At 70.9% G+C, this 21,669-nt stretch carries 18 protein-coding genes; 14 read left to right on the top strand and 4 right to left on the bottom strand.

Annotated elements, in window-relative coordinates:
* Window positions 1-33: 33 nt before the first annotated feature.
* A complete protein-coding gene (locus tag MUY22_RS42630; RefSeq protein ID WP_247053060.1) occupies window positions 34-1,059 on the top strand; it encodes a LacI family DNA-binding transcriptional regulator in 1,026 nt (341 codons plus the stop codon).
* Window positions 1,060-1,103: 44 nt separating this feature from the next.
* Here the strand turns inward: MUY22_RS42630 and MUY22_RS42625 are convergent, their stop codons facing one another.
* Window positions 1,104-2,546 (bottom strand): non-reducing end alpha-L-arabinofuranosidase family hydrolase, encoded by a 1,443-nt coding sequence (locus tag MUY22_RS42625; RefSeq protein ID WP_247053058.1) that lies wholly within the window; start codon window positions 2,544-2,546, stop codon window positions 1,104-1,106.
* Between the two features lie 513 nt (window positions 2,547-3,059).
* On the opposite strand from MUY22_RS42625, the gene MUY22_RS42620 reads away from it, so the two are divergent.
* The 7 genes from MUY22_RS42620 (at window position 3,060) to MUY22_RS42590 (ending at window position 10,618) form a co-directional block, all read left to right on the top strand.
* The gene (locus MUY22_RS42620; RefSeq protein WP_247053056.1) at window positions 3,060-3,890 is read left to right on the top strand and encodes a transporter substrate-binding domain-containing protein; all 831 of its coding nucleotides are present in this window, start codon (window positions 3,060-3,062) and stop codon (window positions 3,888-3,890) included.
* 127 nt (window positions 3,891-4,017) lie between these two features.
* Entirely contained in the window at window positions 4,018-4,284 is a 267-nt protein-coding gene (locus MUY22_RS42615; protein ID WP_247053053.1) for a hypothetical protein, read from the top strand.
* A 633-nt stretch (window positions 4,285-4,917) separates the two neighbouring features.
* The gene (locus tag MUY22_RS42610) at window positions 4,918-5,907 is read left to right on the top strand and encodes an ABC transporter substrate-binding protein (RefSeq protein ID WP_247053052.1); all 990 of its coding nucleotides are present in this window, start codon (window positions 4,918-4,920) and stop codon (window positions 5,905-5,907) included.
* Window positions 5,908-5,917: 10 nt separating this feature from the next.
* Window positions 5,918-7,432, top strand: coding sequence for a sugar ABC transporter ATP-binding protein (locus MUY22_RS42605; protein WP_247053049.1), 1,515 nt, complete (start codon window positions 5,918-5,920; stop codon window positions 7,430-7,432).
* Complete coding sequence (locus MUY22_RS42600) at window positions 7,429-8,466, top strand: ABC transporter permease (RefSeq protein ID WP_247053047.1); 1,038 nt, start codon at window positions 7,429-7,431, stop codon at window positions 8,464-8,466. The genes MUY22_RS42605 and MUY22_RS42600 overlap by 4 nt, the downstream gene beginning before the upstream one ends.
* On the top strand, window positions 8,463-9,446 hold the full coding sequence (gene yjfF, locus MUY22_RS42595) for a galactofuranose ABC transporter, permease protein YjfF (RefSeq protein ID WP_247053045.1): 984 nt from the start codon (window positions 8,463-8,465) through the stop codon (window positions 9,444-9,446). Before MUY22_RS42600 ends, yjfF begins: the two co-directional genes overlap by 4 nt.
* Before the next feature lie 329 nt (window positions 9,447-9,775).
* Window positions 9,776-10,618, top strand: a complete 843-nt coding sequence (locus MUY22_RS42590) for a carbohydrate-binding protein (RefSeq protein ID WP_247053044.1) — start codon at window positions 9,776-9,778, stop codon at window positions 10,616-10,618.
* Window positions 10,619-10,649: 31 nt separating this feature from the next.
* Here MUY22_RS42590 and MUY22_RS42585 read toward each other — a convergent pair whose 3' ends face one another.
* From MUY22_RS42585 to MUY22_RS42575, 3 genes are all read right to left on the bottom strand, one after another.
* The gene (locus tag MUY22_RS42585) at window positions 10,650-11,525 is read right to left on the bottom strand and encodes a fumarylacetoacetate hydrolase family protein (protein ID WP_247053042.1); all 876 of its coding nucleotides are present in this window, start codon (window positions 11,523-11,525) and stop codon (window positions 10,650-10,652) included.
* Between the two features lie 129 nt (window positions 11,526-11,654).
* Window positions 11,655-14,789, bottom strand: coding sequence for a LamG-like jellyroll fold domain-containing protein (locus MUY22_RS42580; RefSeq protein WP_247053040.1), 3,135 nt, complete (start codon window positions 14,787-14,789; stop codon window positions 11,655-11,657).
* Window positions 14,790-14,943: 154 nt separating this feature from the next.
* The gene (locus MUY22_RS42575; RefSeq protein ID WP_247053038.1) at window positions 14,944-16,392 is read right to left on the bottom strand and encodes an amino acid adenylation domain-containing protein; all 1,449 of its coding nucleotides are present in this window, start codon (window positions 16,390-16,392) and stop codon (window positions 14,944-14,946) included.
* Between the two features lie 115 nt (window positions 16,393-16,507).
* Here MUY22_RS42575 and MUY22_RS42570 point away from each other — a divergent pair, with 115 nt between their 5' ends.
* The 6 genes from MUY22_RS42570 to MUY22_RS42545 all read left to right on the top strand — a co-directional run bounded on the left by MUY22_RS42570 (window position 16,508) and on the right by MUY22_RS42545 (window position 21,667).
* Entirely contained in the window at window positions 16,508-17,257 is a 750-nt protein-coding gene (locus tag MUY22_RS42570) for an SDR family oxidoreductase (protein WP_247053036.1), read from the top strand.
* Between the two features lie 131 nt (window positions 17,258-17,388).
* Window positions 17,389-17,601 carry a hypothetical protein gene (locus MUY22_RS42565; protein WP_247053035.1) on the top strand — a complete coding sequence of 71 codons (213 nt, stop codon included), beginning with the start codon at window positions 17,389-17,391 and terminating at the stop codon, window positions 17,599-17,601.
* Window positions 17,602-17,645: 44 nt separating this feature from the next.
* Window positions 17,646-19,505, top strand: coding sequence for a RiPP maturation radical SAM C-methyltransferase (locus tag MUY22_RS42560; RefSeq protein ID WP_247053033.1), 1,860 nt, complete (start codon window positions 17,646-17,648; stop codon window positions 19,503-19,505).
* Window positions 19,506-19,516: 11 nt separating this feature from the next.
* On the top strand, window positions 19,517-20,131 hold the full coding sequence (locus MUY22_RS42555) for a DUF5825 family protein (protein WP_247053030.1): 615 nt from the start codon (window positions 19,517-19,519) through the stop codon (window positions 20,129-20,131).
* Window positions 20,128-21,381, top strand: coding sequence for an MFS transporter (locus tag MUY22_RS42550; protein WP_247053028.1), 1,254 nt, complete (start codon window positions 20,128-20,130; stop codon window positions 21,379-21,381). Before MUY22_RS42555 ends, MUY22_RS42550 begins: the two co-directional genes overlap by 4 nt.
* Before the next feature lie 118 nt (window positions 21,382-21,499).
* Entirely contained in the window at window positions 21,500-21,667 is a 168-nt protein-coding gene (locus MUY22_RS42545; RefSeq protein WP_247053027.1) for a hypothetical protein, read from the top strand.
* Window positions 21,668-21,669 lie beyond the last annotated feature (2 nt).

Below are 21,669 nucleotides of genomic sequence, written 5' to 3'. Positions count from 1 at the left end.
TCACGAAGACAACGACGTCTTGGGAGAGCGAACGTGTCCTTCGCCGAGTCACCCGAACCGCGGCCGACCCTGGCCGACGTCGCGCGTGCGGCCGGGGTGTCGACCGCCACCGCGTCCCGTGTGCTCAACGGCTTTCCCCGCGTCCGGCCGGAAACGCGCGAGCGGGTCGAGTCGGCGGTGGCGGCCCTGGGGTACACCCGCCACCGCGCCGCGCGGGCGGCGGCCGGGTCCACGGGCTCGGTCGCGCTCGTGGTGTGCGAGGAAGTCCCGCGGCTGTTCGCCGACCCCTACTTCGCCCGCGTGGCCGCCGGGGCGGGGAAAGCGCTGACCGGCGTCGGCCTGCAGCTCGTGCTGCTCACCGTGCCCGCGACGGCGGACTACCAGGGACCGGTGGTGCGGTTCCTCGGCGGCGGGCACGTCGACGGCGCCCTGGTCATCGGGATGCACGGCCGCCGGCCGCTCGACCTCGGCCGGCTCGGCATCCCGGTGGTGTTCGGCGGCCGCCCGGTCTGCGGGCGGGAACCCGGGCGCTTCTCCTACGTCGACGTGGACAACCGCGGCGGCTCCCGGCGGGCCACCCAGCGGTTCCTCGACGCGGGCCGGCGCACGGTGGCGACCATCGCCGGACCCCAGGACATGACCGCCGGAGTGGACCGGCTGCTCGGCTACCGGCAGGCGGTGTCGGGCGCCGGCCACGGCGACCGGGGGCTGGTGGTGTTCGGGGACTTCGGCCAGGCGTCCGGCGAGCACGCCACCGCCCGCCTGCTGGACCGCCGGCCGAACGTCGACGCCATCTTCGCCGCCTCGGACATGATGGCGATCGGCGCGCTGCGGGCCCTGCGCCGCGCGGGTCGCCGGGTCCCCGGTGACGTGGCCGTCATCGGCTTCGACGACCTGCCGATCGGCCGCCGCACCGATCCGCCGCTCACCACCGTGCGCCAGCCGATCGAAGCGATGGGCGCCCGGATGACGGACGAGCTGCTGGCGATGCTCGGCGGGTCGGCCGGGCCGCGCCGCACGGTGCTGGACACCGAGCTGGTCGCACGCACCTCGGGCTGAGACCGTCCCTTCCGGGGAGGGTTCCCCGGAAGGGACGGACGTGGCTAACGTTGCAGCGTCAGGACTCCGGGCCGCCACGGCAGCTGGTCGTACGGGCCGCTCGCGCTGGGGTTCTTGCCCTGGTAGAGCAACTGCAGGGAGCACGGATCGATGGTCTTGGTCTGGTCGGGGTTGGTGCGGACCAGGTCGCCGTGGCTGATGTCGTTGGTCCAGGAGGCGCCGCTGTTGGCCTTGCCGGCGAACGGGTTGCTTTCGCCGGCGGCCTGCGGAGCCCACGACCCGCTCAGGCTGGTGGAGGTGAACGAACGGAAGTAGCGCCCGTTCGCGCCCATCGCCTCGACGATCATCAGGTACTGGTTCTGGCCCTGGACCTTGTAGACCTCGACGGCTTCGAAGAGGTTGGCCTGCGTGTCGCTCATGATCGTCGTGTAGTTCGAGCCGAAGCTGCCCGGGAAGTTCCCGATCGGCATGCTCGCCCGGTAGATCTTGCCGTTGTCACCGGCGAAGAACAGGTACATGTTCGAGCCGTCGGCGATCAGCGTCTGGTCGATCGGACCGGTGCCGGAGCCGGAGATGCTGCCGGTGAACAACGGCTGCGGCGAGGACCAGCCGTTGGGGTTGGTCGGGTCGCTCGACGTGCGGTAGATGAAGGGCCAGGCGCCCCACTGGTAGGCCAGCACCCAGATGTTCTTCGGCGCGAAGTAGAACAGCGTGGGTGCCACCGCGGCCGAGCTCATCCCGTTCTGGCCGGCTGACGCCATGTCGGACCAGTTCGTGAAGGGGCTGAAGGCCATCGAGCCGTACGACGATCCCGAGACGTTCGACGCGTAGACGAGGTGCTTGCCGTTGTAGACGACGTTGGTGAAGTCCTTGAGCGATACCCACCCGTTCTTCGGTGTCGCCAGCACTCCGCTCGAGCTCCAGCGGTAGGTCGAGGGCAGGGAGCAGCCGGTGCCGCCGCCCGTTGTGGTTGTGGTCGTGGTCGGCGTGGTCGACAGGCCCGTCCACTTCTGGTTGCCGCCGCCGTTGCACGTCCAGAGCGCCACCGCGGTGCCGTTGGCCGTCGCGGCGCCGGTGACGTCCAGGCAGAGCCCGGACTGCACCCCGGCGATCGTGCCGTCGGAGTTCACCCGCCACTGCTGGTTGGCCCCGCCGTGACAGGTCCAGATCTGCACCCGGGTCCCGGTGGTCGCGCCGCCGGGCACGTCGAGGCACTTGCCGCCGTACACCGTCAGCCGGCCGCCGGACGTCGACGTCCACTGCTGGTTCGCCCCGCCGGAGCAGTCGTAGATTTGCAGGAGAGCCCCGTCGGCCTGACTGGCGTTCGAGACGTCGAGGCACCGGTCCGAACCGGCACCGCGCAGCGCGCCGGTGACGTCGGCCGCGGCCGGGCCGGCCCCGAGCGTCACCGCCAGCGTCACGGTCGACGCGGCGGTGAGCACACCGATGAGGGTGCGGATCCTGCGGCTGGTACTTCCTCTGTTCATGACGACCTTCTCCCGGCGAGCGAGACGAGTGTTATCGCTAACAGCGTTGCTTCACCCTGGGTCGCCGGGAGAAAAAATGTCAATCCGGAGGTCCGGGTCTTCGGGAACCCGGACGCCGGGCCGGGCGACCGGCCACCTCAGGGCCGTCGCGATAGGTCTACAAAGGACAGTCTGGCCGTGAAAGTTACATTTCCGACGGTCGAGACACTTCCAGTTCCCGCACGGTCGTCTGGTGAGTAGTGGGCATTTCACGCTCGAAGCGAGGCACCGCGACCGGATCACGCCGGCTGTGGTGCGGCCAGGACGTGATCAGGGGTTGAACAAGGCGACAGATCATGCAACGATCGCCGCCGCGTTAGCAACCTATTGTGTCTGGGGTCTCATCCGCCTGACGCGGTTCGAGCCTGGCAGCCGAGCACAGGAAGACGTCCAATGCGATCACCGCTTCGCCGACGAAGCCGAAGAACGATCCTCGCGATCGCCGCCCTCGGGCTGGCCGCCGCCGGGTGCACGGTGGGAAGCGGTTCCCCGACCCTGGCGACCGCGACGAACCTCGCGGTGGTGCAGTCCCTGCACGACGCGCTGCCGCAGGCGATCAAGGACGCCGGGGTGATCCGGTTCGCCGGTGACTCCCACCCGCCCTACCGCACGGTCGCGCCGGACGGGTCGGTCACCGGGATCGACGCCGACTTCCAGGCCGCGATCGGGCAGGTGCTGGGCGTCCGGACGCAGACCATGATCGTCAACGCGTTGCCGGCCGCGCTGCAGGGCATGCTGAGCGACCGGTACGACGCGTTCAACGGCCCGGTCAAGGCCACCGCCGAGCGCGAGAAGCAGTTCGACACGATCACCTGGATGACCACCCGCACGGCCTACGTGTTCCCCGATTCGGCGGCGGGGATCGCGCGGGTCGAGGACCTCTGCGGCAAGCGCGTCGCGGTGGTGACCGCCAGCGTCGTGGAGGAGCAGCTGAACAAGCTGTCCCGCTTCTGCACGCAGGGCAAACGTCAGGCCACGCAGACGGTCGGCCTCGACGACACCAACGCCACGCTGCTGGCCACCCTGTCGGGCCGCGCGGACGCCGCGGGCATGACGGAGGCCGCGGCGATCGACGTGACGCAGAGGCAGGGTGGGACCAAGTACGTCACCCAGACCGAAGCGCAAGGGGCGTCGAAGGACGACCTGGCGTTGTACGTCCCCAAGTCCTCGAAGCTGGGCCCGGTGCTGCAGGAGGTGTTCGAGGAGCTGTTCCGCGACGGCACGTACGTCGGGATCATGTCCCGCTGGGGGCTCAACCAGGTCTCGGTCCCGAAGCCGGTCTTCAACGCGGCCACGCCGCAATAACGCGGACTCCGACGGGAGCGGTTCGTGGGTACCGGAGTCACCTTGGCGGCTACGGCTGTGGTCGTAGCCGCCTTCCTCGCCACCGCTCCGGCGACGGAAGCCGGAACACCCGCTGGGACGCGGCGAGGTGCGTCGATGGGCGACTGCCCGATGGCACGACGACCCCGTCGCCGAGCCCGCCCGGTGGAACGGCGCCGTGCTGGTGGACCTCGACTTCGCCGCGGGGCAGTGGCCTTCGGCGGTCACGTCGGCTCAGGCGGCCGCGGCGGGCAAGGCACGCATCGCGCTCGCGGCGGCGATCGGCCGGCTGCCGCCGGGCTGGGCTCTGGTCGCCGACGGCACGACGCCCCCGTCCCGGACGACCCCTACGCCGACGGCGTGGTGCAGGGGATGATTCTGGCGCTCGCGAGTGGTCCGCTGCCCTGCCCGTCGGCGGGAGATCGGGTAGCAGGCGGGCGAGAACCCGTGGTGGAACACGGGAGTCGACCATGCGCGCCAGCTCACGACAGCCGAGCCGGCGGAACGCGGTGCGGCGGCTGTCCGAGAGTGGGGCTCGACCTGCGCGCCCACCTGGGGCCGCCGCGCCGGCCGGCCTCTGGCGCGGGACGTCGTGGTATCCGGTGCCCTGCGGACCGGGTGCTGGCCGGGCACGCCGAACCGGCCGGCGGCGGCCACGGACGGCACAACAGCCCCCTACCTGAGCCACGCAATCCCGCACTTCAACCGGAAGTACCTCGCTGACCGGCGGCACGACGACCCCGTGTGCGGCACTCGCGGTGGTATGTGACGAGACCGTTACCGCGGTCGGGCTTGACCGGATTGTTGTTATCGCTAACACTGACTCCCCGTCGCCACCCGAAAGAGTGATGGGGGTCACGTTGATGCGGGGTCGGACTGCCCGGTGGCGAAGGGGCCTCGACCGGCTGGTCCCGTGAGGGTGGTCGGCAATGCGCGCGGCCGGCGCGACGACCGGTCCCTGATTCGCGAACTGTTAACGCTAACAGCAAAGATCACCGTCGATCGAGGAGTGCACGTGCTGAAGAAGCGATGGGCCGCCGCGGCGGTCGCGGCGGCCGGACTGGTCCTGCTCACCGCCTGCAGTGGTAGCAGCGGCAGCGGCGGCACGGGAACCTCCGGCGGGGCCGTCACACTCGGCTTCGCCCAGGTGGGCGCCGAGAGCGGCTGGCGGACCGCGAACACCAAGTCCATCCAGGAGTCGGCCGAGTCCGCCGGGATCGAGCTCAAGTTCTCCGACGCGCAGCAGAAGCAGGAGAACCAGATCGCCGCGATCCGCTCGTACATCCAGCAGAAGGTCAAGGTCATCGCCTTCTCGCCGGTCGTCGAGTCCGGCTGGGAGACCGTGCTCAAGGAGGCGAAGACGGCGAAGATCCCGGTCATCCTCACCGACCGGGCGATCGACTCGCCGGACAAGACGCTCTACAAGACCTTCCTCGGCTCGGACTTCATCGCCGAGGGCAAGAAAGCGGGGGAGTGGCTGACCAAGGAGTTCGGCAGCGCCACCGGCCAGGTGAACATCGTCGAGCTGCAGGGCACCACCGGCTCGGCTCCGGCCAACGACCGCAAGAAGGGCTTTGGCGACGTCATCGCCGCCGACCCGAAGTACAAGATCATCGCCTCGCAGACCGGGGAGTTCACCCGCGCCAAGGGCAAGGAGGTCATGGAGGCCTTCCTGAAGTCCCAGCCGAAGATCGACGTGCTCTACGCGCACAACGACGACATGGCCCTCGGGGCCATCGAGGCGATCCAGGCGGCGGGCAAGGTGCCCGGCAAGGACATCAAGATCGTCTCGGTCGACGGCGTGAAGGACGCCCTCCAGGCGCTGGCCGACGGCAAGATCAACCACGTCGTCGAATGCAACCCGTTGCTCGGCCCGCAGCTGATGGACCTGGTCAAGAAGGTCGACGCGGGGGAGCAGGTGCCCGAGCGGATCGAGACCCAGGAGACCGAGTTCGACCAGGCGTCGGCCAAGGCCGCGCTGCCGAAGCGCCAGTACTGAGGGGTTCGCGATGCCCGCCGAAATCCTCGTCATGACCGGGATCCGCAAGGAGTTCCCGGGTGTCGTCGCCCTCGACGACGTCGGCTTCCGCTTGTTCCCGGGCGAGGTCCACGCGCTGATGGGGGAGAACGGCGCCGGGAAGTCGACGCTGATCAAGGTGCTCACCGGCGTGCATGGGGTGGACGCGGGCTCGATCACGCTCGCCGGGACCGCCGTCTCCTTCGGCGGCCCCGGCGAGGCCCAGCGGGCCGGCGTCAGCACGGTTTACCAGGAGGTCAACCTCTGCCCGAACCTGTCCGTGGCGGAGAACGTCTGCCTCGGCCGGGAACCCCGCCGCTTCGGCCGCATCCGGTGGGGCCCGATGCGGCGGCGGGCCGAGGAACTGCTGGCGCGGCTGGACGTCCGGGTCGACGTCTCGGCCGAGCTGGGCACCTGCTCGATCGCCGTCCAGCAGCTCGTCGCCATCGCCCGGGCGCTCGACGTCGAAGCGCGGATCCTGGTGCTCGACGAGCCGACGTCCAGCCTGGACGCCGGCGAGGTCGAGCGGCTGCTGACGGTGGTGCGCTCACTGCGCGACGAAGGTTTGGCGATCCTGTTCGTCTCGCACTTCATCGACCAGGTCTTCGCGATCGCCGACCGGATGACCGTGCTGCGCAACGGAAAGCTGATCGGCGAGTACCGCACCGCGGAGATCACCCCGGTCGAGCTGGTCACCAGGATGATCGGCAAGGAGCTGCGGGTCCTCGAAACGCTCGAGGACTCCGGGCCGACCCGGGCCGAGGTGGCGGACGCGCCGGTGCTGCTGGCGGCCGAAGACCTCGGCCGCAAACGCGGGGTCGAGCCGTTCACGCTGGACATCCACGCCGGCGAGGTCGTCGGGCTGGCCGGGCTGCTCGGCTCCGGGCGCACCGAGCTCGCCCGGCTGCTCTTCGGCGCCGACCACGCCGACAGCGGTTCCGTGAAGATCGACGGCCGCGTCACCCCGCTGCGGACGCCGCGAGCCGGGCTCGACCACCGGATCGCGTTCTGCTCGGAGAACCGCAAGACCGAAGGCCTGGTCGAGGAACTGACCGTCCGGGAGAACATCGTCCTCGCGCTCCAGGCCTCGCGCGGCTGGGCGCGGCCGCTGACCCGGCGCCGCCAGGACGAGATCGCCCGCGAGTACATCGCAACGCTCGACATCCGCCCCGCCGACCCCGAGGCGCCGGCCGGCACCCTGTCCGGCGGCAACCAGCAGAAGGTGCTGCTGGCCCGCTGGCTCATCACCGAGCCGCGGCTGCTCATCCTCGACGAGCCGACCCGCGGCATCGACATCGGGGCCAAGACGGAGATTCAGCGGCTGGTCACCCGGCTCTCGGCCGACGGGATGGCCGTCGTGTACATCTCCGCCGAGCTGGAGGAGGTGCTCCGGCTGAGCCACCGCGTCGTGGTGCTGCGCGACCGGAAAGTGGTGGCCCAGCCGGAAAACCGGGCGCTCACCGCCGACGAGATCATGGCCACGATGGCCGAGGGAGCCGTCTCATGACCAAGCACCGGTTGTTCTGGCCCGTGGTGGCGTTGCTGGCGCTGCTGGCCGGCGACCTCATCGCGAGCCCGGCGTTCTTCTCGATCGAACTGCGCGATGGCCACCTCTACGGGAACCTCGTCGACATCCTGAAGAACGGCGCCCCGCTGATCCTCATCGCGATCGGCATGACGCTCGTCATCGCCACCCGCGGCATCGACCTCTCGGTGGGCGCGGTCGTCGCGATCAGCGGCTCGCTCGCCTGCCTCTGGATCGCCGATCACCCCGGCGGCGTGGGCGCCACGCTCGTCGCCGTCGGACTGGCGCTCGGGCTGTCGCTGGTGCTCGGGGTGTGGAACGGCTGGCTCGTCGCCGTGCTGGGCATCCAGCCGATCATCGCCACGCTCATCCTGATGGTCGGCGGGCGCGGGATCGCGCAGCTGATCTCCGGCGGGCAGATCATCACGATCACCTCGGCGCCGTACGAATGGATCGGCAGCGGGTTCGTGCTGACCCTGCCGAGCGCGATCCTCGTCGCGCTGGCCGTGTTCGTGCTCGCGTCCCTGCTGGTCCGCCGCTCCGCGCTCGGCCTGCTCGTCGAGGCCGTCGGCGGCAACCCCGAGGCCAGCCGGCTGGCCGGCCTCCGCTCGGCCCGGCTGACCTGGCTCGGCTACGTCTTCTGCGCGCTGTGCGCGGGCATCGCCGGGCTGATGATCAGCGCGAACGTGCACAGCGCCGACGCCAACCACGCCGGGCTGTTCATCGAGCTCGACGCGATCCTCGCCGTCGTCGTCGGCGGCACGCAGCTGACCGGTGGCCGGTTCTCCCTGGGTGGCGCGGTGATCGGCGCGCTGCTCATCCAGACGCTCACCACCACCGTCTACGCCCTCGGCATCCCGCCCGAGTCGATCATGTTGTTCAAGGCCGTGGTCGTGCTCGCGGTGTGCCTGCTGCAGTCGCCCGCGTTCCGCCGCAAGCTCCGGCGCCGCCGGACACCCCGGTCCGGACAGCCGGCCCCCGCAGCCGCTCCGGAGAAGGTGGAGGTCACGGCATGACGACCCTGGACCGCGTCCGCGGTTACCGGCCCAAGCAACGGCATCTGCCGATCCTCGCCACGATGGCGCTGCTCGTCGGGGCCTACGTCTTCGGCGCGTCGAGCTACGAGGCGTTCGGCTCCGGGCAGGTCGTGCTCGACCTGTTCATCAACAACGCCTTCCTGCTCGTGGTCGCGGTCGGGATGACGTTCGTGATCCTCACCGGCGGCATCGACCTGTCCGTCGGGTCCGTGGTCGCACTGTCCACAGTGGTCTCCGGCGACCTGATGCAGAAGCACGGCTGGCCCGCGTACGCGGCGATCGCGGTGGTGCTGATGATCGGGGCGCTGCTCGGCGCCGGGATGGGCGCGCTCGTCCACTTCTTCGAGATCCAGCCGTTCATCGCGACGCTGATCGGGATGTTCTTCGCCCGCGGGCTCTGTTACACGATCAGCACCGAGGCGTACTCGATCGACAACCCGACGATCGCCACGCTCGCCCAGGCGCAGCTCCCGCTCGGCGGTGAGCTGCACATCTCGATCAGCGTGGTCGCCGCCCTGGTCGTCGTCGCCGTCGCGGCGTACGTGCTGGCGTTCACCCGGTTCGGGCGCACGGTCTACTCGGTCGGCGGCAACGCGCAGTCCGCGATGCTGATGGGTCTCAAGACCGGCCGCACGAAGATCGCGGTGTACACGATCAGCGGCTTCTGCTCGGCCCTCGGCGGGCTGCTGCTGGTGCTGTACAAGTCTTCCGGCGACCCGCTCAACGGAGTCGGCCTGGAGCTGACGGCGATCGCGGCGGTGGTCATCGGCGGCACCATCCTGACCGGTGGCTCCGGCTACGTGCTGGGCACGGTGCTGGGAATCATGGTGCTGGGCATCATCCAGACGCTGATCACCTTCGACGGCACCCTCAACTCGTGGTGGACCTCGATCATCACCGGGGCCCTCCTGTTCGTCTTCATCGTCCTGCAACGGCTCGTCACCCGCAGCACCCGCTAGCCGGTTCCGGTCCGATGTGGACGGTCTGCGGCAGAGACAGGAATCAGACAAGTTGAGGGGAAAGTCTGGACCACGGGGAAGACCTTTCTCACACTGGTGGGTGAATATCTCCCTGTCCCCGGAGGTGGTCCCCGAAATGCGTCGAAGGAGTTTCCGCAGAAGCACCGCCTGAAGCTGGTCATCTCCTGATCCGCGTGCGGGGCCACGGCCCCGTGCGCCTGTTTCGCACGCGTCATCGACGGCGGGTGCGTTCCCGGCCTGCGTGAGCGGGCCCCCGCTCACGCACCGGACCGGAGCCTGGGCGATGCGCTTTCAGACTAGGAGTTCTGATGCGAAAATCCCTCGTCGCACTCTCCGCCGCGGTCTTCCTCTGCGTGCCGGCCACCGCGATCGCGGCGCCGGCCTCGCCGGCGGCGGCGGGCACCGCCGTGGCCGGCGCGGTCGACGGCACCACCCAGGTCGCCGCGGCCGACCGGTTCCGGGAGATCCGCACCGGGCAGGCCGGGCGTCGCACCGAGGCCACCAGCATCCACGACGACTGGGGCGTCTACACCGGTGGCAGCGCGGTCACCGGGCAGGACGCCGTCCAGTCGGCCTACAACGACCTCAGCGTCTCCGGCGACACCCTCTACGCCCCGACGATGAAAGCTCCCGGGTCCTGTGTGGAGCTGGTGACCGCCTACTCCGGCGGGGCCAAGCAGGTCTGGGCCTGGGACTGGTGCGTCGGCGTGCACGTGGCCAAGTCGGTGAACATCGATGCCGCCTTCCGCACCAACTACGTGACCTCGGTCAACGGCCACGACTCCTACCACGGCAAGGTGGAGCAGACCGACGCGGGCAAGAACACCTGGACCTCGTCGCTGTTCAACTACCACGCCAACCGGTGGGACGTGCTCTACACGCAGTCGGGCACCGACCAGTCCCGGGACAACCGCAGCTGGAACATCTTCGAGGTCTACGCCAGCGGCACGACCACCGCGGCCTACTGCACCGCGCTGGGCACGCGGAACATCGAGAGCAGCAGCTACAAGATCAAGCTGAACGGCTCCTGGCAGGCCGCGGGCACCGGCAACACCTCGGTCATCTCCAACTCCTCGGCCGCGAACTTCCTGTGCCCGAACCTGTCGCGCACCGTGGTGCACGCCAACGATCAGTGGCAGGTCCACCGCTGACCGCCGACCGGCGGAGCTGTCGAGGTGCGTTTCAGCGCGCCGCGAGCGCCCGGCGCACCTCGGCCGCGCCCAGCACCACGGGGGAGTGCAGCGATCCGACCTCGCCGATCTCGATCTCGACGACGTCTCCCGGCCGCAGCCCCTGATCGAGGCCCGGCACGACGGACGTGCCCGTCGAAAGGACGGCGCCGTCGGGGAAGTCGTTGTCCCGCCACAGGTATTCGACCAGGTCGGCCGGCTTGCGGTTGAGCTGGGCGGTGCCGGCTTCGCCGTCGAACACCTCCTGACCGTCGCGCAGGATGCGCATGCGGAGGCTGAGCGACAGCGGGTCCGGCACCTCCCACACCGGTCGCACCCGCGCCGACACCGCGCACGAACCGGTGTAGATCTTGGCCTGCGGGAGGTACAACGGGTTCTCGCCTTCGATGCTGCGGGAGCTGACGTCGTCGACCACCACGTACCCGGCGACCTCCCCGGCACCGGTCAGCAGCAGGCCGAGTTCCGGCTCCGGCACGGTGTTGGCGGAATCGGCGCGGACGGCGATCGGCTCGCCGTCGGTGACCACGCGCCACGCGGCCGACTTGAAGAACAACTCGGGCCGCTCCGCGCGGTACACCCGCGCGTAGACGTCCTCGTCGGCGCTCTCCTCGCGGCGGGCCTCCTCGGACCGCTGGTAGGTCACCCCGGCGGCCCACACCTCCATGCGGCCGTCCAGTGGCGGCAGCAGACGCGTCCCGTCCGTGGACACGGGATCCCCGGCGGCCTCGGCGAGTTCGCGGATCTCCGCCACGGTGTGGCGCAGCAGGTCCCTCATCGACGCCACCGCGAGCGGCCTCAGCTGCTCATCGGTGAGCAGCCCGACCCGGATGTCGCCGGTTCCGTCGGTGAATCGCACCAGGTGGCTCATGCCGGACCTCCTCGTCCGGTGTCGAACCTACGGAGTGCGGAGTGCGGTGGTCAACGACAGCCGAGCGGACGCGGGTGCCGCGATGGAGCGCGCGGCACCCGCGTCACCGGGTTCAAGACACAAGAGGCATCAAGGGAGCTGGGCCACCTCCGCGTCCGTCAGCGCCTTGCCGACCACGTCGACGTCGTCGATCGCGCCGCGCCAGAAGTCGGTGTTGCCGCCGTTGTACTTCGCCCGTCCGAGCGTGAACGCGCCGGTGCCGGCGACGGCCGGTCCGGCCGGGGCCGTCGCGACCTTCACGCCGTCCACGTAGAGCCGGATCTCGGTGCCGGCCCGCACTCCCGTCAGTTCGTACCAGCGGCCGATCTCCGGCACGACCTCGTACCGGGCCCGGTTGCCGCCGGGCGTGCTGAACGCGAACGCGCCCTGCCCGTACTGCAGGTAGAACGGGCTTTCCCGGTCCCGGCCGTCCTGGCTCACCGCGGTCGCGTAGTTGCCGGGCAGCTCGTCGAGCCGCACCTTCGCGGACACGGTGTAGTCACCGGTCGTGTCGACGACCGGGCCGTAGGTGTCGGCGGAGCCACCGGTGAACTGCAGCGCGCCGTCCTGGAACGCCGCACCGGTCGGGGTGAGCGTCAGCGGGTTGTTGCCGCCGCTCGAGTCCTTCGCGGTCGTTCCCCGGCGCTCGTCGAGGTTCCACTCGCCCTTGCCCGCGTAGGGATAGGGCTTGCCCGCGTTGGCACCCGCCTCGATCACGCGCCGGTTGATCTCGCGGACGGGACCGGGGTCGACCTTGAGGCGCTTGCGGTCGTAGGTCCAGAGCCCGTTGAGCTCGCCTTCCAGGTCGGTGACCTGCGTGTAGACCGAAGCCGACAGCTCGGCCCTGGCCTGCCCGAGGTAGAACGTGCGGGTGTTGTCGACGTACTTCGCCGTCAGCGCCGCCTTGTCCGCCACGCCGCTGTAGATCGCGATCGGCGCACCCGGCCACTGGTGACCCGGCGTGCGCAGCGTGAAGCCGCCGTGCTCGCCGTCCATCGCGACGCGCCTGCCGTCCGAGGCGGCCGGGTCGGTGTTGTTGTAGTCGTGGTGGTCGATGACGTCACCGCGGCCCGAGTCGCCCTTGGACGCACAGCAGTTCACCCCGCTGTGGGCGTTGACGATCCGGCTCGGGTCGGCCGCCTTGACCTGGTCGGCGATCCGGCCGGTGGCCGTCTTGTCCCACTCGCCCCAACCCTCGTTGAACACGACCCAGGCGTAGACCGACGGGTAGTTCTGCAGCTGGTGCATCTCCTCCAGGCCCTGGCTGAGCCACGCCTGCTGCGCCGCGGGGTTGTTGCCGTCGTCGAGGGACACGAAGTCCTGCCACACCAGCAGTCCCAGCTGATCCGCGTGGTAGTACCAGCGGGCCGGCTCGACCTTGATGTGCTTGCGGACGGCGTTGAAGCCGAGGTCCTTCTGCGCCTTCAGGTCGAAGACGAGGGCGTCGTCGCTCGGTGCGGTGTTCAGGCCGTCCGGGTAGAAGCCCTGGTCCAGCTGCATCAGGGAGAAGAACGGCTTGCCGTTGAGCGTCAGCTTGGGGATACCGCCGACGTTCGTGATGCCGGTGGACCGCATGCCGAAGTAGCTCTTGACCTTGTCGCCGCCCAGCTTGATCTCCAGCTGGTACAGGTACGGGTCGTCCGGCGTCCACAGGTGCGGGTTGGGCACGGCCAGCTTCAGGTTCGCGTTCGCCGGTCCGCTGACCGTGCCGACCTGCCGGCCGCGCGCGTCCTTGGCGACCGCCGTGACGGTGGCGGTGCCCGCGGACTTGACGTTCAGCGCCAGCGAGCTGGTGGTGAGGTCGGGAGTCGTCTTGATCTCGTCGATGCCCTTGTCCGCCACCGGTTCCAGCCACACCGTCTGCCAGATGCCCGACGACGGGGTGTAGAAGATGCCGCCGGGGTTGGGGGACTGCTTGCCCTTGGGCTGGTACGGGCCGGTCGTGTCGGTGACGGCGACGACGATCTCCTGCTCGTCACCGCGCTTGAGCGCGTCGGTGATGTCGGCGCTGAACGCCGTGTAACCGCCGGTGTGCTCGGCCACGACCTTGCCGTTCACCCACACCTTGGCCTGGTAGTCGACCGCGCCGAAGTTGAGCTTGAGGCGCTGCCCGCCGCCGATCTTCCAGTCGCGCGGGACGGTGACCGTGCGGCGGTAGAACATGTGGTCCTCGTGCCGTTCGAGCCCGGAGAGCTGCGACTCGATCGGGTAGGGCACGACCACCTTCTCGGGCAGCCGCTTGCCGAACGCAGGCTGCTGGCCCTCCTTGGCGGCCGAGAACTCCCACGGGCCGTTGAGGTTGACCCACTTGTCGCGCTCGAGCTGCGGCCGCGGGTACTCCGGCAACGGGTGGCGCGTGTCGACGTTCTCGCCCCACGTCGTCCGGAGCCGTTCCGTCGACGCGTTCGCGGCACTGCGGATGACCTTGCCGATCTTCGTGCCGTTCACCGCGAGCGCGCCGGCGCCGTCGTAGTAGACGCTGACTCGCTGGCCCTTCAGGACCCTCTCGGCCAGCCGGATCGTGACTCGGTCGCGGTTCGCCGTGACGAGCGAGACCGGCATCGGCGTCGCATCGACGTCGATCCGCAGGTGGTCCTTCAAGTCGTCCGAGCCCGAGACGCGGCCGTCGAAGCCGGCCGTGAGCGTGCGGCCGTCCTGGGACACCTCCGCCGTGCGCGGCACGACCTGGTAATCGGCCGGCGGCGTGAACGCCGACAGCGGCACGATCTGCTTCGCGATGGCCGCGCTCGACCAGCGCAGGAACATGTTGGCGCCGCCGGTGTCCTGGAACATCTCCAGCTTGAAGCCGTACTGCTTGCCGGCGGTCAGCGTGACCGGCGCGCCGGTCTGCTCGGTGTCCCAGTCGCCGACCCAGTGGTCGATCACCGGGGCGCCGTCGATGAACAGCCGGAACCCGTTGTCGCCGATGGCGTAGAACGTGTAGGCGCCGGTCTGCGGCACGGCGATCTGCCCGGTCCACCGGGCGGTCGTGTGCTCCGTGCGCCCGGTGACCAACCCGAACACCGAGGTCAGGTCCGGGTGGTCGACCTCCGAGTCGAGCGCGGTGCCGGCCAGGTCGGCGAAGTCGTGCGCGTCCGGCGACGACGGCGTGAAGTACTCGGCCTTCAGGCCGTGCACGGGCTCGGCGGCACCTGCGGGCGGCGTTCCCGACGCCACGCCCAGCGCCACCAGCAAGGCGAGGAGGACGGAAGCGGCTCTTCTCATCAGCGAGATCCCCTTCGGATTTACAACGTTGTAAAACGATCTGGGAGAATCGAAGCAGACAAGTCGGACGTCTATCTACCGCCGAATGTCGGTATCTTGAGGGCCGAGTGCCGATGCCGGGAGCGCGGCGTGCCTGCCGGGACGGACGGTGACGTCAGCCTTCGGGCGTGGGCAGCTCGCGGCGGTTCAGCTTCCCGTTGGGCAGCAGCGGCATCCGGTCGAGGACGAGCACCCGGTGCGGGACCAGGTGCGCGGGCAGCCGCCCGGCGAGTGCGGATCGCAGGTGCCCGGCCTCGGCGGGGCCCACGACGTAGCCGATCACCCGCCCGTCGCGCAGGGCGGCGGCGGCGCGGACGACCCCCGGTTCCCGCAGCAGCGCGTCCTCGATCGCGGCGAGCTCCACCCGCGGGCCCGGCCGCGCGATCTGGTCGGTGCCGCGGCCGAGGTAGTCGAGGTTGCCGTCGGCGCGGGTCCGCACGACGTCGCCGGTGCGGTACATCCGCGCCCCCGCGGTGCACGGGTCGGCGACGAACAGCGACGCGTTCTGCGCGGGCCGGTCGCGGTAGCCGCGGGCCACGCCCGCGCCGCCGATGTAGAGCTCGCCGATCCCGCCCGGCTCGATCGGCTGGAGCCGATCGTCGAGGACGTGGGTGTGGACGCGCGGTATCGGCGTGCCGAGCGGCACGATCGCGGTGTCGCCGAGCACGTCGACGTCCGGGCGCAGCAGGAGGGAGTCCACGGTGGTCTCGGTGAGGCCGTAGGCGTTGAGCACCACCGAGCCCGGGTGCAGCCGCCCGGCGAGCTCGCGGAAGTCGGCCGCGGGCCACCCCTCCGAGCCGACCGACATCAGGCGCATGACGGGCAGCTCACCCGCTCGGCCGAGCGCCTTCGCCTGGGTGGGCACCAGTTCGGTCGCGTCACCGCCGTGGCGGCGGAACTCGGCGAGCAGCTCGGCCGGATCGGCCACCGCCTCGCGCGTCGCGATGACCATCGTGCCGCCCGCGAACACCGAGCGCAGCAGGTCGGCGAAGAAGAGGTCGACGCCGATCCCGATGACGGAGACGAACGTCAGCGGCTCCTCGCGCAGCCGGAACAGCTCGTCCCACGCCGCGAAGACGTGCTCGAGGTGCCGGTGCTCGACGCCCACCGGCTTGGGCTTGCCCGACGAGCCCGAGGTGTACATGACGTAGGCGAGGTTCTCGGGCCGGAGCTCGACGTCGGGGGCGTGGTCGGGCTGGCCGGCCACGGCATCGCCGAGCCGGACGTCGGCCGCGACCTCGGTGGTGTTGGTGAGCACGAGCGAGACGCCCGCGTCCGCGCCCATCCAGGCCACGAGGTCGGACGGGTACACGGGATCGAGCGGCAGGCAGGCCGCACCGGCTTTGAGGACGCCGAGCGCGCCGACCGCCATCTCGAACCCGCGGTCCATCCGCAGCCCCACCAGGTCCTCGGGCCCCAGGCCCCGTCCGGCGACGTAGTGGGCGACCCGGTTGGCCTCGCGGTCGAGCCGCGCGAAGGACATGCGCTCGCCCGCGTAGACGAGCGCAGTGGCGTCAGGGCTCTCGGCGACCCTGGCCGCGAAGAGGTCGAGCAAGCGTTCCATGTGTCTCCCCAGACGGTCCTGCACTCATCGTGCGGGACCGGCCGCCCGCTCGCAGCGTGGCGGCGGGCGGTGAGCCACGGTTGCGTCGTCCGGCACCGCTGTTTACCGTTGATCCGTGCGTATCGCGGTGGCCGGAGCGGACGAACTGGTGGGCCCGCACGTCGCCGAGGCGGCTCGCGGGCGCGGCCACACGGTCGTGCCGCTGGCCGGCGTCGACCTCCTGGACGGCGCCGGGCTGAGCGCCGCGCTGGCCGGCGTCGACGCCGTGGTCGACGTCAGCAACGCCACGTCCCTGGACGAGGAGCCGGCCACGCGGTTCTTCACCAGTGCCGCGGCCACCCTGCAGCGCGTCGGCGCCGAGCGCGGGGTGCGGCACATCGTGACCCTGTCGGTCGTGGGGATCGACGACACCGGGTTCGGCTACTTCCGCGCGAAGGAGGCGCACGAGCGCGTGGCGGGTGCGGGGCCGGTCCCCGCCACGATCGTGCGCGCGACCCACTTCCACGAGTTCCCCGGGCAGCTCGTGGGCCGGACCCGCGACGGCGACCACGCCACGGTGTTCGGCCTGCGCGTGCAGACCGTGGCCGCGACGGCGGTGGCCGCGGCGCTCGTCGAGGTCGCCGAGCTTCCCGCGCGGGGCCGCATCCCCGACATCGCCGGCCCGGACCCGGCCGAGGTGCCCGACCTCGCCCGTGCCTTCGTCGACCACTTCGACCTGCGGCTGGAGCTGCGGACCGACGAGCACACGGTGACCGGCATCGCCGCGGACGGCCTCCTGCCCCGGGCGGGCGCGACCATCCTCGGGCCGAGCTACGCCGAGTGGCTCCACAGTCCCGAGGCCGCCGCGCTGGTCTCCGGCGGCTGACCGATTCGTAGCCGAGGAAACGCTTTACCGACGAGGCTCGCGGGATTTACCCTGTAGTTTCGAGGCGGCCGGCGGACGACCCCGCCGGTGCGTCACCAAGTTTCGAAAACGCGTCGAAACGAGGGGGAAAGATGAAATCCACGCCCGCTGCCGCGCCCAAGATGACGAATCTCGCGGAAACCGACGAGCGTTCCGATGCCGGCCGCGGCATTCGGCCCATCGCCGCTCCGGCGTCCGCGCTCACCGTGACACACCTGGCCGAACGTGACGAGCACGCCGGCACCGGCCGCGGCGTGACCATGTACAACGAAGCCGGAAAAGCCGACGCCGCGAAACCGCGCTGACCGGCCGGACAAGCGGTCCGACGCCCCGCACCTGCCTGGTGTCGATGCCGTGGCACTCGCTGCACCGTCCCTCCCTCGCACTCGGCGTACTGCGCGCGGCCTGCGCACGGGAGGGACTTCCGGTCCCGGTTTCCTACCACGGCAGTCTCGCCTTCGCCGAAATGATGCTGCGCGCCGGTCTGACCGTGGGCGATTACGCGGAAATGGCGGACACCGGGTTCCACCATTCGCTCGGTGAATGGATCTTCGCGGGCGCGCTCAACGGACCCGGTTTCGGTTGTGCGGGCATGCGGGATCTGGCCCGCCGCGCCGGCCTGCCCTTCCGCGTCGCCGCGGCGGTTCGCGACCTCGCGGACGAATTCACCGACCAGGCCGCCGACGCCATTCTCGACCGCGAGCCGGAACTGGTCGGCTTCAGCGCGACCTTCAGCCAGACCATCGCCAGTCTCGCGGTGGCCCGGCGGATCAAGGACCGGCGACCCGACGTGCGGATCCTGGTCGGCGGCTACTCGACCGACGGCCCGATGGGCGTGGCGCTGCACCGGGAGTACCCGTTCGTCGACTACGTCCTGCGCGGCGAGGCCGACGTGAACTTCCCGAAACTGCTGCGGGCGCTCGCCGATTGCGAGACGACCGGAACCCGTGACGGTCTCGACGACGTGCCCCAGCTGTGCTGGCGGGCCGATGACGGCACGACCCGGGTCAGTCCGGCCGCGTCTCGGCTGGTCCCGCCGACGTCGATCACGACACCGGACTACGACGACTGGTTCGCCGCCGTTCCCGCTTCCGTCGCGGCCCGCGTCGAACCGGAGCTGGTCGTGGAGTCCTCCCGCGGCTGCTGGTGGGGCGCGAAACACCACTGCGTCTTCTGCGGCCTCAACGGCACCGCGATGACCTACCGGGCCAAGCCCGCCCAGTCCTTTGTGGACGAAGTGCTCGGGCTGGTGCGCCGGCACCGGATCCTCGACGTCACCACGATCGACAACATCCTGCCGAACGAGTTCTACCGGTCGGCGCTGCCGGAGCTGGCCGGCGCCGGCCACGACCTGCGCATCCACTACGAGATCAAGGCCAACGCGCGGATCGAGGACGTGGCCGCGCTGCGGGCGGCCGGGGTGTGGGACGTCCAGCCCGGCGTCGAGAGCCTGGTCGACGACGTGCTGCGCCGGATGCGCAAGGGCGTTCGCGGGGCACACAACGTGCGGATGCTGCGTGACGGCGCCTCCGCCGGGCTCACCGTCGCCTGGAACTGGTTGTACGGGTTTGCGGGCGAACGCGCCGCGGACTACGCCGCGGTCGTGGCCCAGCTGCCGGCCCTGGTGCACCTGCAACCACCCAGTGGCGCGGCACGGATTGCCCTGCAACGGTTTTCGCCGAACTTCGACGACCCGCGCCAGGGCTTCACCGAGCGTCGCCCGGCGGCCGGGGCGCGCTTCGTCCACGACATCGACGACCCGGAGCGGCTCGCCGAGCTCGTCTACTCCTTCGACACCCCGGACCAGGGACTCACGGCCGCGGAGGTCGGGCCGCTGGTCGACGCGCTGGCCGCGTGGACCGCGGGCTACGCGGGGAGTGCGCTGATCGCCCGCACCCTCGGCGACGTCGTGGTGATCCGGGACCGGCGCCACGGCTGGGCGCCGGTCGACCACGTGCTCGAGCACCCGCGGGAGATCGCGGCCTGGCGAGCACTGGAAACCGGCCGCGCCCCGCTCCGGGTCCTCGCCGAACTGAATCACGAACAGCACCACGACTGGGACCCGGACGATTTCGACCACTGGCTTTGCCGGCTCGGGGAGGCCGGTCTGGTCTTCACCGACGGCGATTTGTGGATCACCCTGGCCACCTCGCCTGCCGTGGCGGGGAAGGCCCACTTGCCGTTGTCGGTGCTCACGCCGTCCGCCTGAGGAGGAGCCACATGCGTACCCTGTCCGCTCCGCACCCGGCGTGGCCCGAGGCGGTCGACCTCGGCTTCGACCGGATCGACGCCGATCCCGGCGGCGCCCGGCGCGTCGTGGCCGGACTGGCCGCGAGTGCGCAGCGGCTGCGGCTGCCGGAGCCGTTCGCCTTCGGCGAGTCCGCGCACCGCGACGCGACGATGGTGCGCCTGCTCGCCACCGCCGCGGCGGCGTTCGTCCCGGTGGACTGGACCTTGCGGGAACCGTTGCCGGGCACCGTTCCCGAACGCGCGTTGTGCCACCTGCCGCCACCACGGGACGACGGGGGATTCGGTCGCGGCTGGCGTGCCGCCCACGACGTCGGCAGCTGCACCTACCGGTACGGCCCGGGGTTCGTCCTCATCCACGACACCCGCCCGGGCGGGCCGATCAACCGCGTCCACGTCGAAGCCGGCTGGGTCGGTACGTTCCGGACCCTGGCCGGCACGGACCGGCCGCCGGCCGGCGGGGCGGCGGCGGATCTCGTCGACCAGCTGGCGGCGCACCAGCTCGCCCTGCGGCTGGACGACGGGTACGCCGTCGTGCTGCCCTACCACGCGGATCGGCGTCCGCCGCCCGGCCGGGTGGTCCCGTGACCGACGCCTCGCCGGAAGCGGCGACGTCGACGGCCGGGCTGCGCGGGCACCGCGCGTTCCGGTTCCTGTGGACCGCGGACGCCGCCTCCCAGCTGGGTACCGCCGCCGCGACCGCGCTGGTGCCGCTGCTCGCCGCGACCACCCTCGGCGCCACGCCACTGCAGATGGGCCTGCTCACCGCGGCGGAGACCGTGGCGTTCCTGGTCATCGGCCTGCCCGCCGGTGCCTGGATCGACCGGACCCGCCACCGCCGCGCGGTGCTCGTCGGCGCCGACGTCGTCCGGGCCCTGCTGTTCTTCGGGCTTCCGGTCGCGGGCTGGACCGGGGTGCTGGACTTCGGGCAGCTGCTCGTCACGGCGGTGCTCGTCGGCGTCGCGACCGTGTTCTTCGACGCCGCCTACCAGGCGTACCTGCCGGTGGTGATCGGGCTGGAGAACCTGGAAACCGGCTACGCGCGCCTGCAGATCACCCTGTCGGTCGCCGCGGCCGCCGGGCCCGGCATCGGCGGCCTGCTCACGCGCGTGATCGGGGCCGCGTCCGGGCTGGTGCTCACCGGGGCGGGCTACCTGGCGTCGGCGGCGCTCCTGTCGCGCGTCCGGGCCACCGTGCCACCGATCCCGCCGCGGCCGCAGAAGGTGCGGCTGCGCACCGAGATCGCCGAGGGCCTCCGCTACATCGTGCACCACCGCCAGCTCCGCCCGCTGGCCGTCGCGAGTTCCGTCGCCGCGTTCTTCACCGCGGGCATCATGTCCATGGAGATCCTGTTCTTCACGCACGACCTGCACCTGGACGCGGCGGGCGCGGGCGTGCTGCTGGCCCTGTCGGGAGTGGGCAGCGTCATCGGCGCCGCGACGACCGGCCGCTGGACCCGCCGCCTCGGGGCGGCTCGCGCCAACTGGCTGGTGCCGGTGCTGACGTGGCCACCCCACCTGCTGCTCCCGCTCGCCCAGCCGGGTCCGATCGGCCTGGTACTGGCCGCAACGGGAATCGTCATCCACGCCGCCGGCGGCACGACCTACAACGTGATCGTGATGACCCGCCGCCAGCACCTGACCCCGGACGCCCTGCGCGGCCGCGTCCACACGAGCATGCGCGTGCTCATCTGGGGAACCATGCCACTGGGCGCACTGGCCGCGGGAGTCTTCGCCGAATCGGCGGGCACGCGCGCGACCCTGACGATCGCCGTCGCGGGAATCCTCATCGCGATCGTGCCCGCCGCCTGGTCCGCCCGCGACCGCCCGGCGCCTTGACGTCCGCGGGAGGCGCCGCACTGATCGGGTGATGGCGGTCACCAATGGTTTCAGCTGACATCAGGGTCAGTGGCTACCTTCGATCGCAAAAAGCCAATCAGCGATTCGAAGGAGTTCCGTGAGCGCGAATCAAGCGGTTGTCAACGTGGTCACCCTGGTCGTCGAGGTCGAGGCGCCCGCGCTGGCCGCGCTCACGGCGGCGATCGGCGGGCTGTTCGCCGCGCCGCCGCGGATTCGGACCGTCATCCCGCTGCCGGAGGGCGACGAGCGCCTCGGGCAGCTGTGACG

The sequence above is a fragment of the Amycolatopsis sp. WQ 127309 genome, assembly GCF_023023025.1.
In the GTDB taxonomy this organism is placed as follows: Bacteria; Actinomycetota; Actinomycetes; order Mycobacteriales; family Pseudonocardiaceae; genus Amycolatopsis.
This window is presented reverse-complemented; position numbering and strand designations above follow the sequence as displayed.

Excerpts from the sequence above, each read along its gene's own strand:
- MUY22_RS42565 (WP_247053035.1), top strand. The coding sequence starts at position 17,389 with ATGAAATCCACGCCCGCTGCCGCGCCCAAGATGACGAATCTCGCGGAA.
- MUY22_RS42625 (WP_247053058.1), bottom strand. The coding sequence starts at position 2,546 with ATGAACAGAGGAAGTACCAGCCGCAGGATCCGCACCCTCATCGGTGTG.
- MUY22_RS42590 (WP_247053044.1), top strand. The coding sequence starts at position 9,776 with ATGCGAAAATCCCTCGTCGCACTCTCCGCCGCGGTCTTCCTCTGCGTG.
- MUY22_RS42555 (WP_247053030.1), top strand. The coding sequence starts at position 19,517 with ATGCGTACCCTGTCCGCTCCGCACCCGGCGTGGCCCGAGGCGGTCGAC.
- MUY22_RS42580 (WP_247053040.1), bottom strand. The coding sequence starts at position 14,789 with ATGAGAAGAGCCGCTTCCGTCCTCCTCGCCTTGCTGGTGGCGCTGGGC.
- MUY22_RS42600 (WP_247053047.1), top strand. The coding sequence starts at position 7,429 with ATGACCAAGCACCGGTTGTTCTGGCCCGTGGTGGCGTTGCTGGCGCTG.
- MUY22_RS42585 (WP_247053042.1), bottom strand. The coding sequence starts at position 11,525 with ATGAGCCACCTGGTGCGATTCACCGACGGAACCGGCGACATCCGGGTC.
- MUY22_RS42560 (WP_247053033.1), top strand. The coding sequence starts at position 17,646 with ATGCCGTGGCACTCGCTGCACCGTCCCTCCCTCGCACTCGGCGTACTG.
- yjfF (WP_247053045.1), top strand. The coding sequence starts at position 8,463 with ATGACGACCCTGGACCGCGTCCGCGGTTACCGGCCCAAGCAACGGCAT.
- MUY22_RS42575 (WP_247053038.1), bottom strand. The coding sequence starts at position 16,392 with ATGGAACGCTTGCTCGACCTCTTCGCGGCCAGGGTCGCCGAGAGCCCT.
- MUY22_RS42605 (WP_247053049.1), top strand. The coding sequence starts at position 5,918 with ATGCCCGCCGAAATCCTCGTCATGACCGGGATCCGCAAGGAGTTCCCG.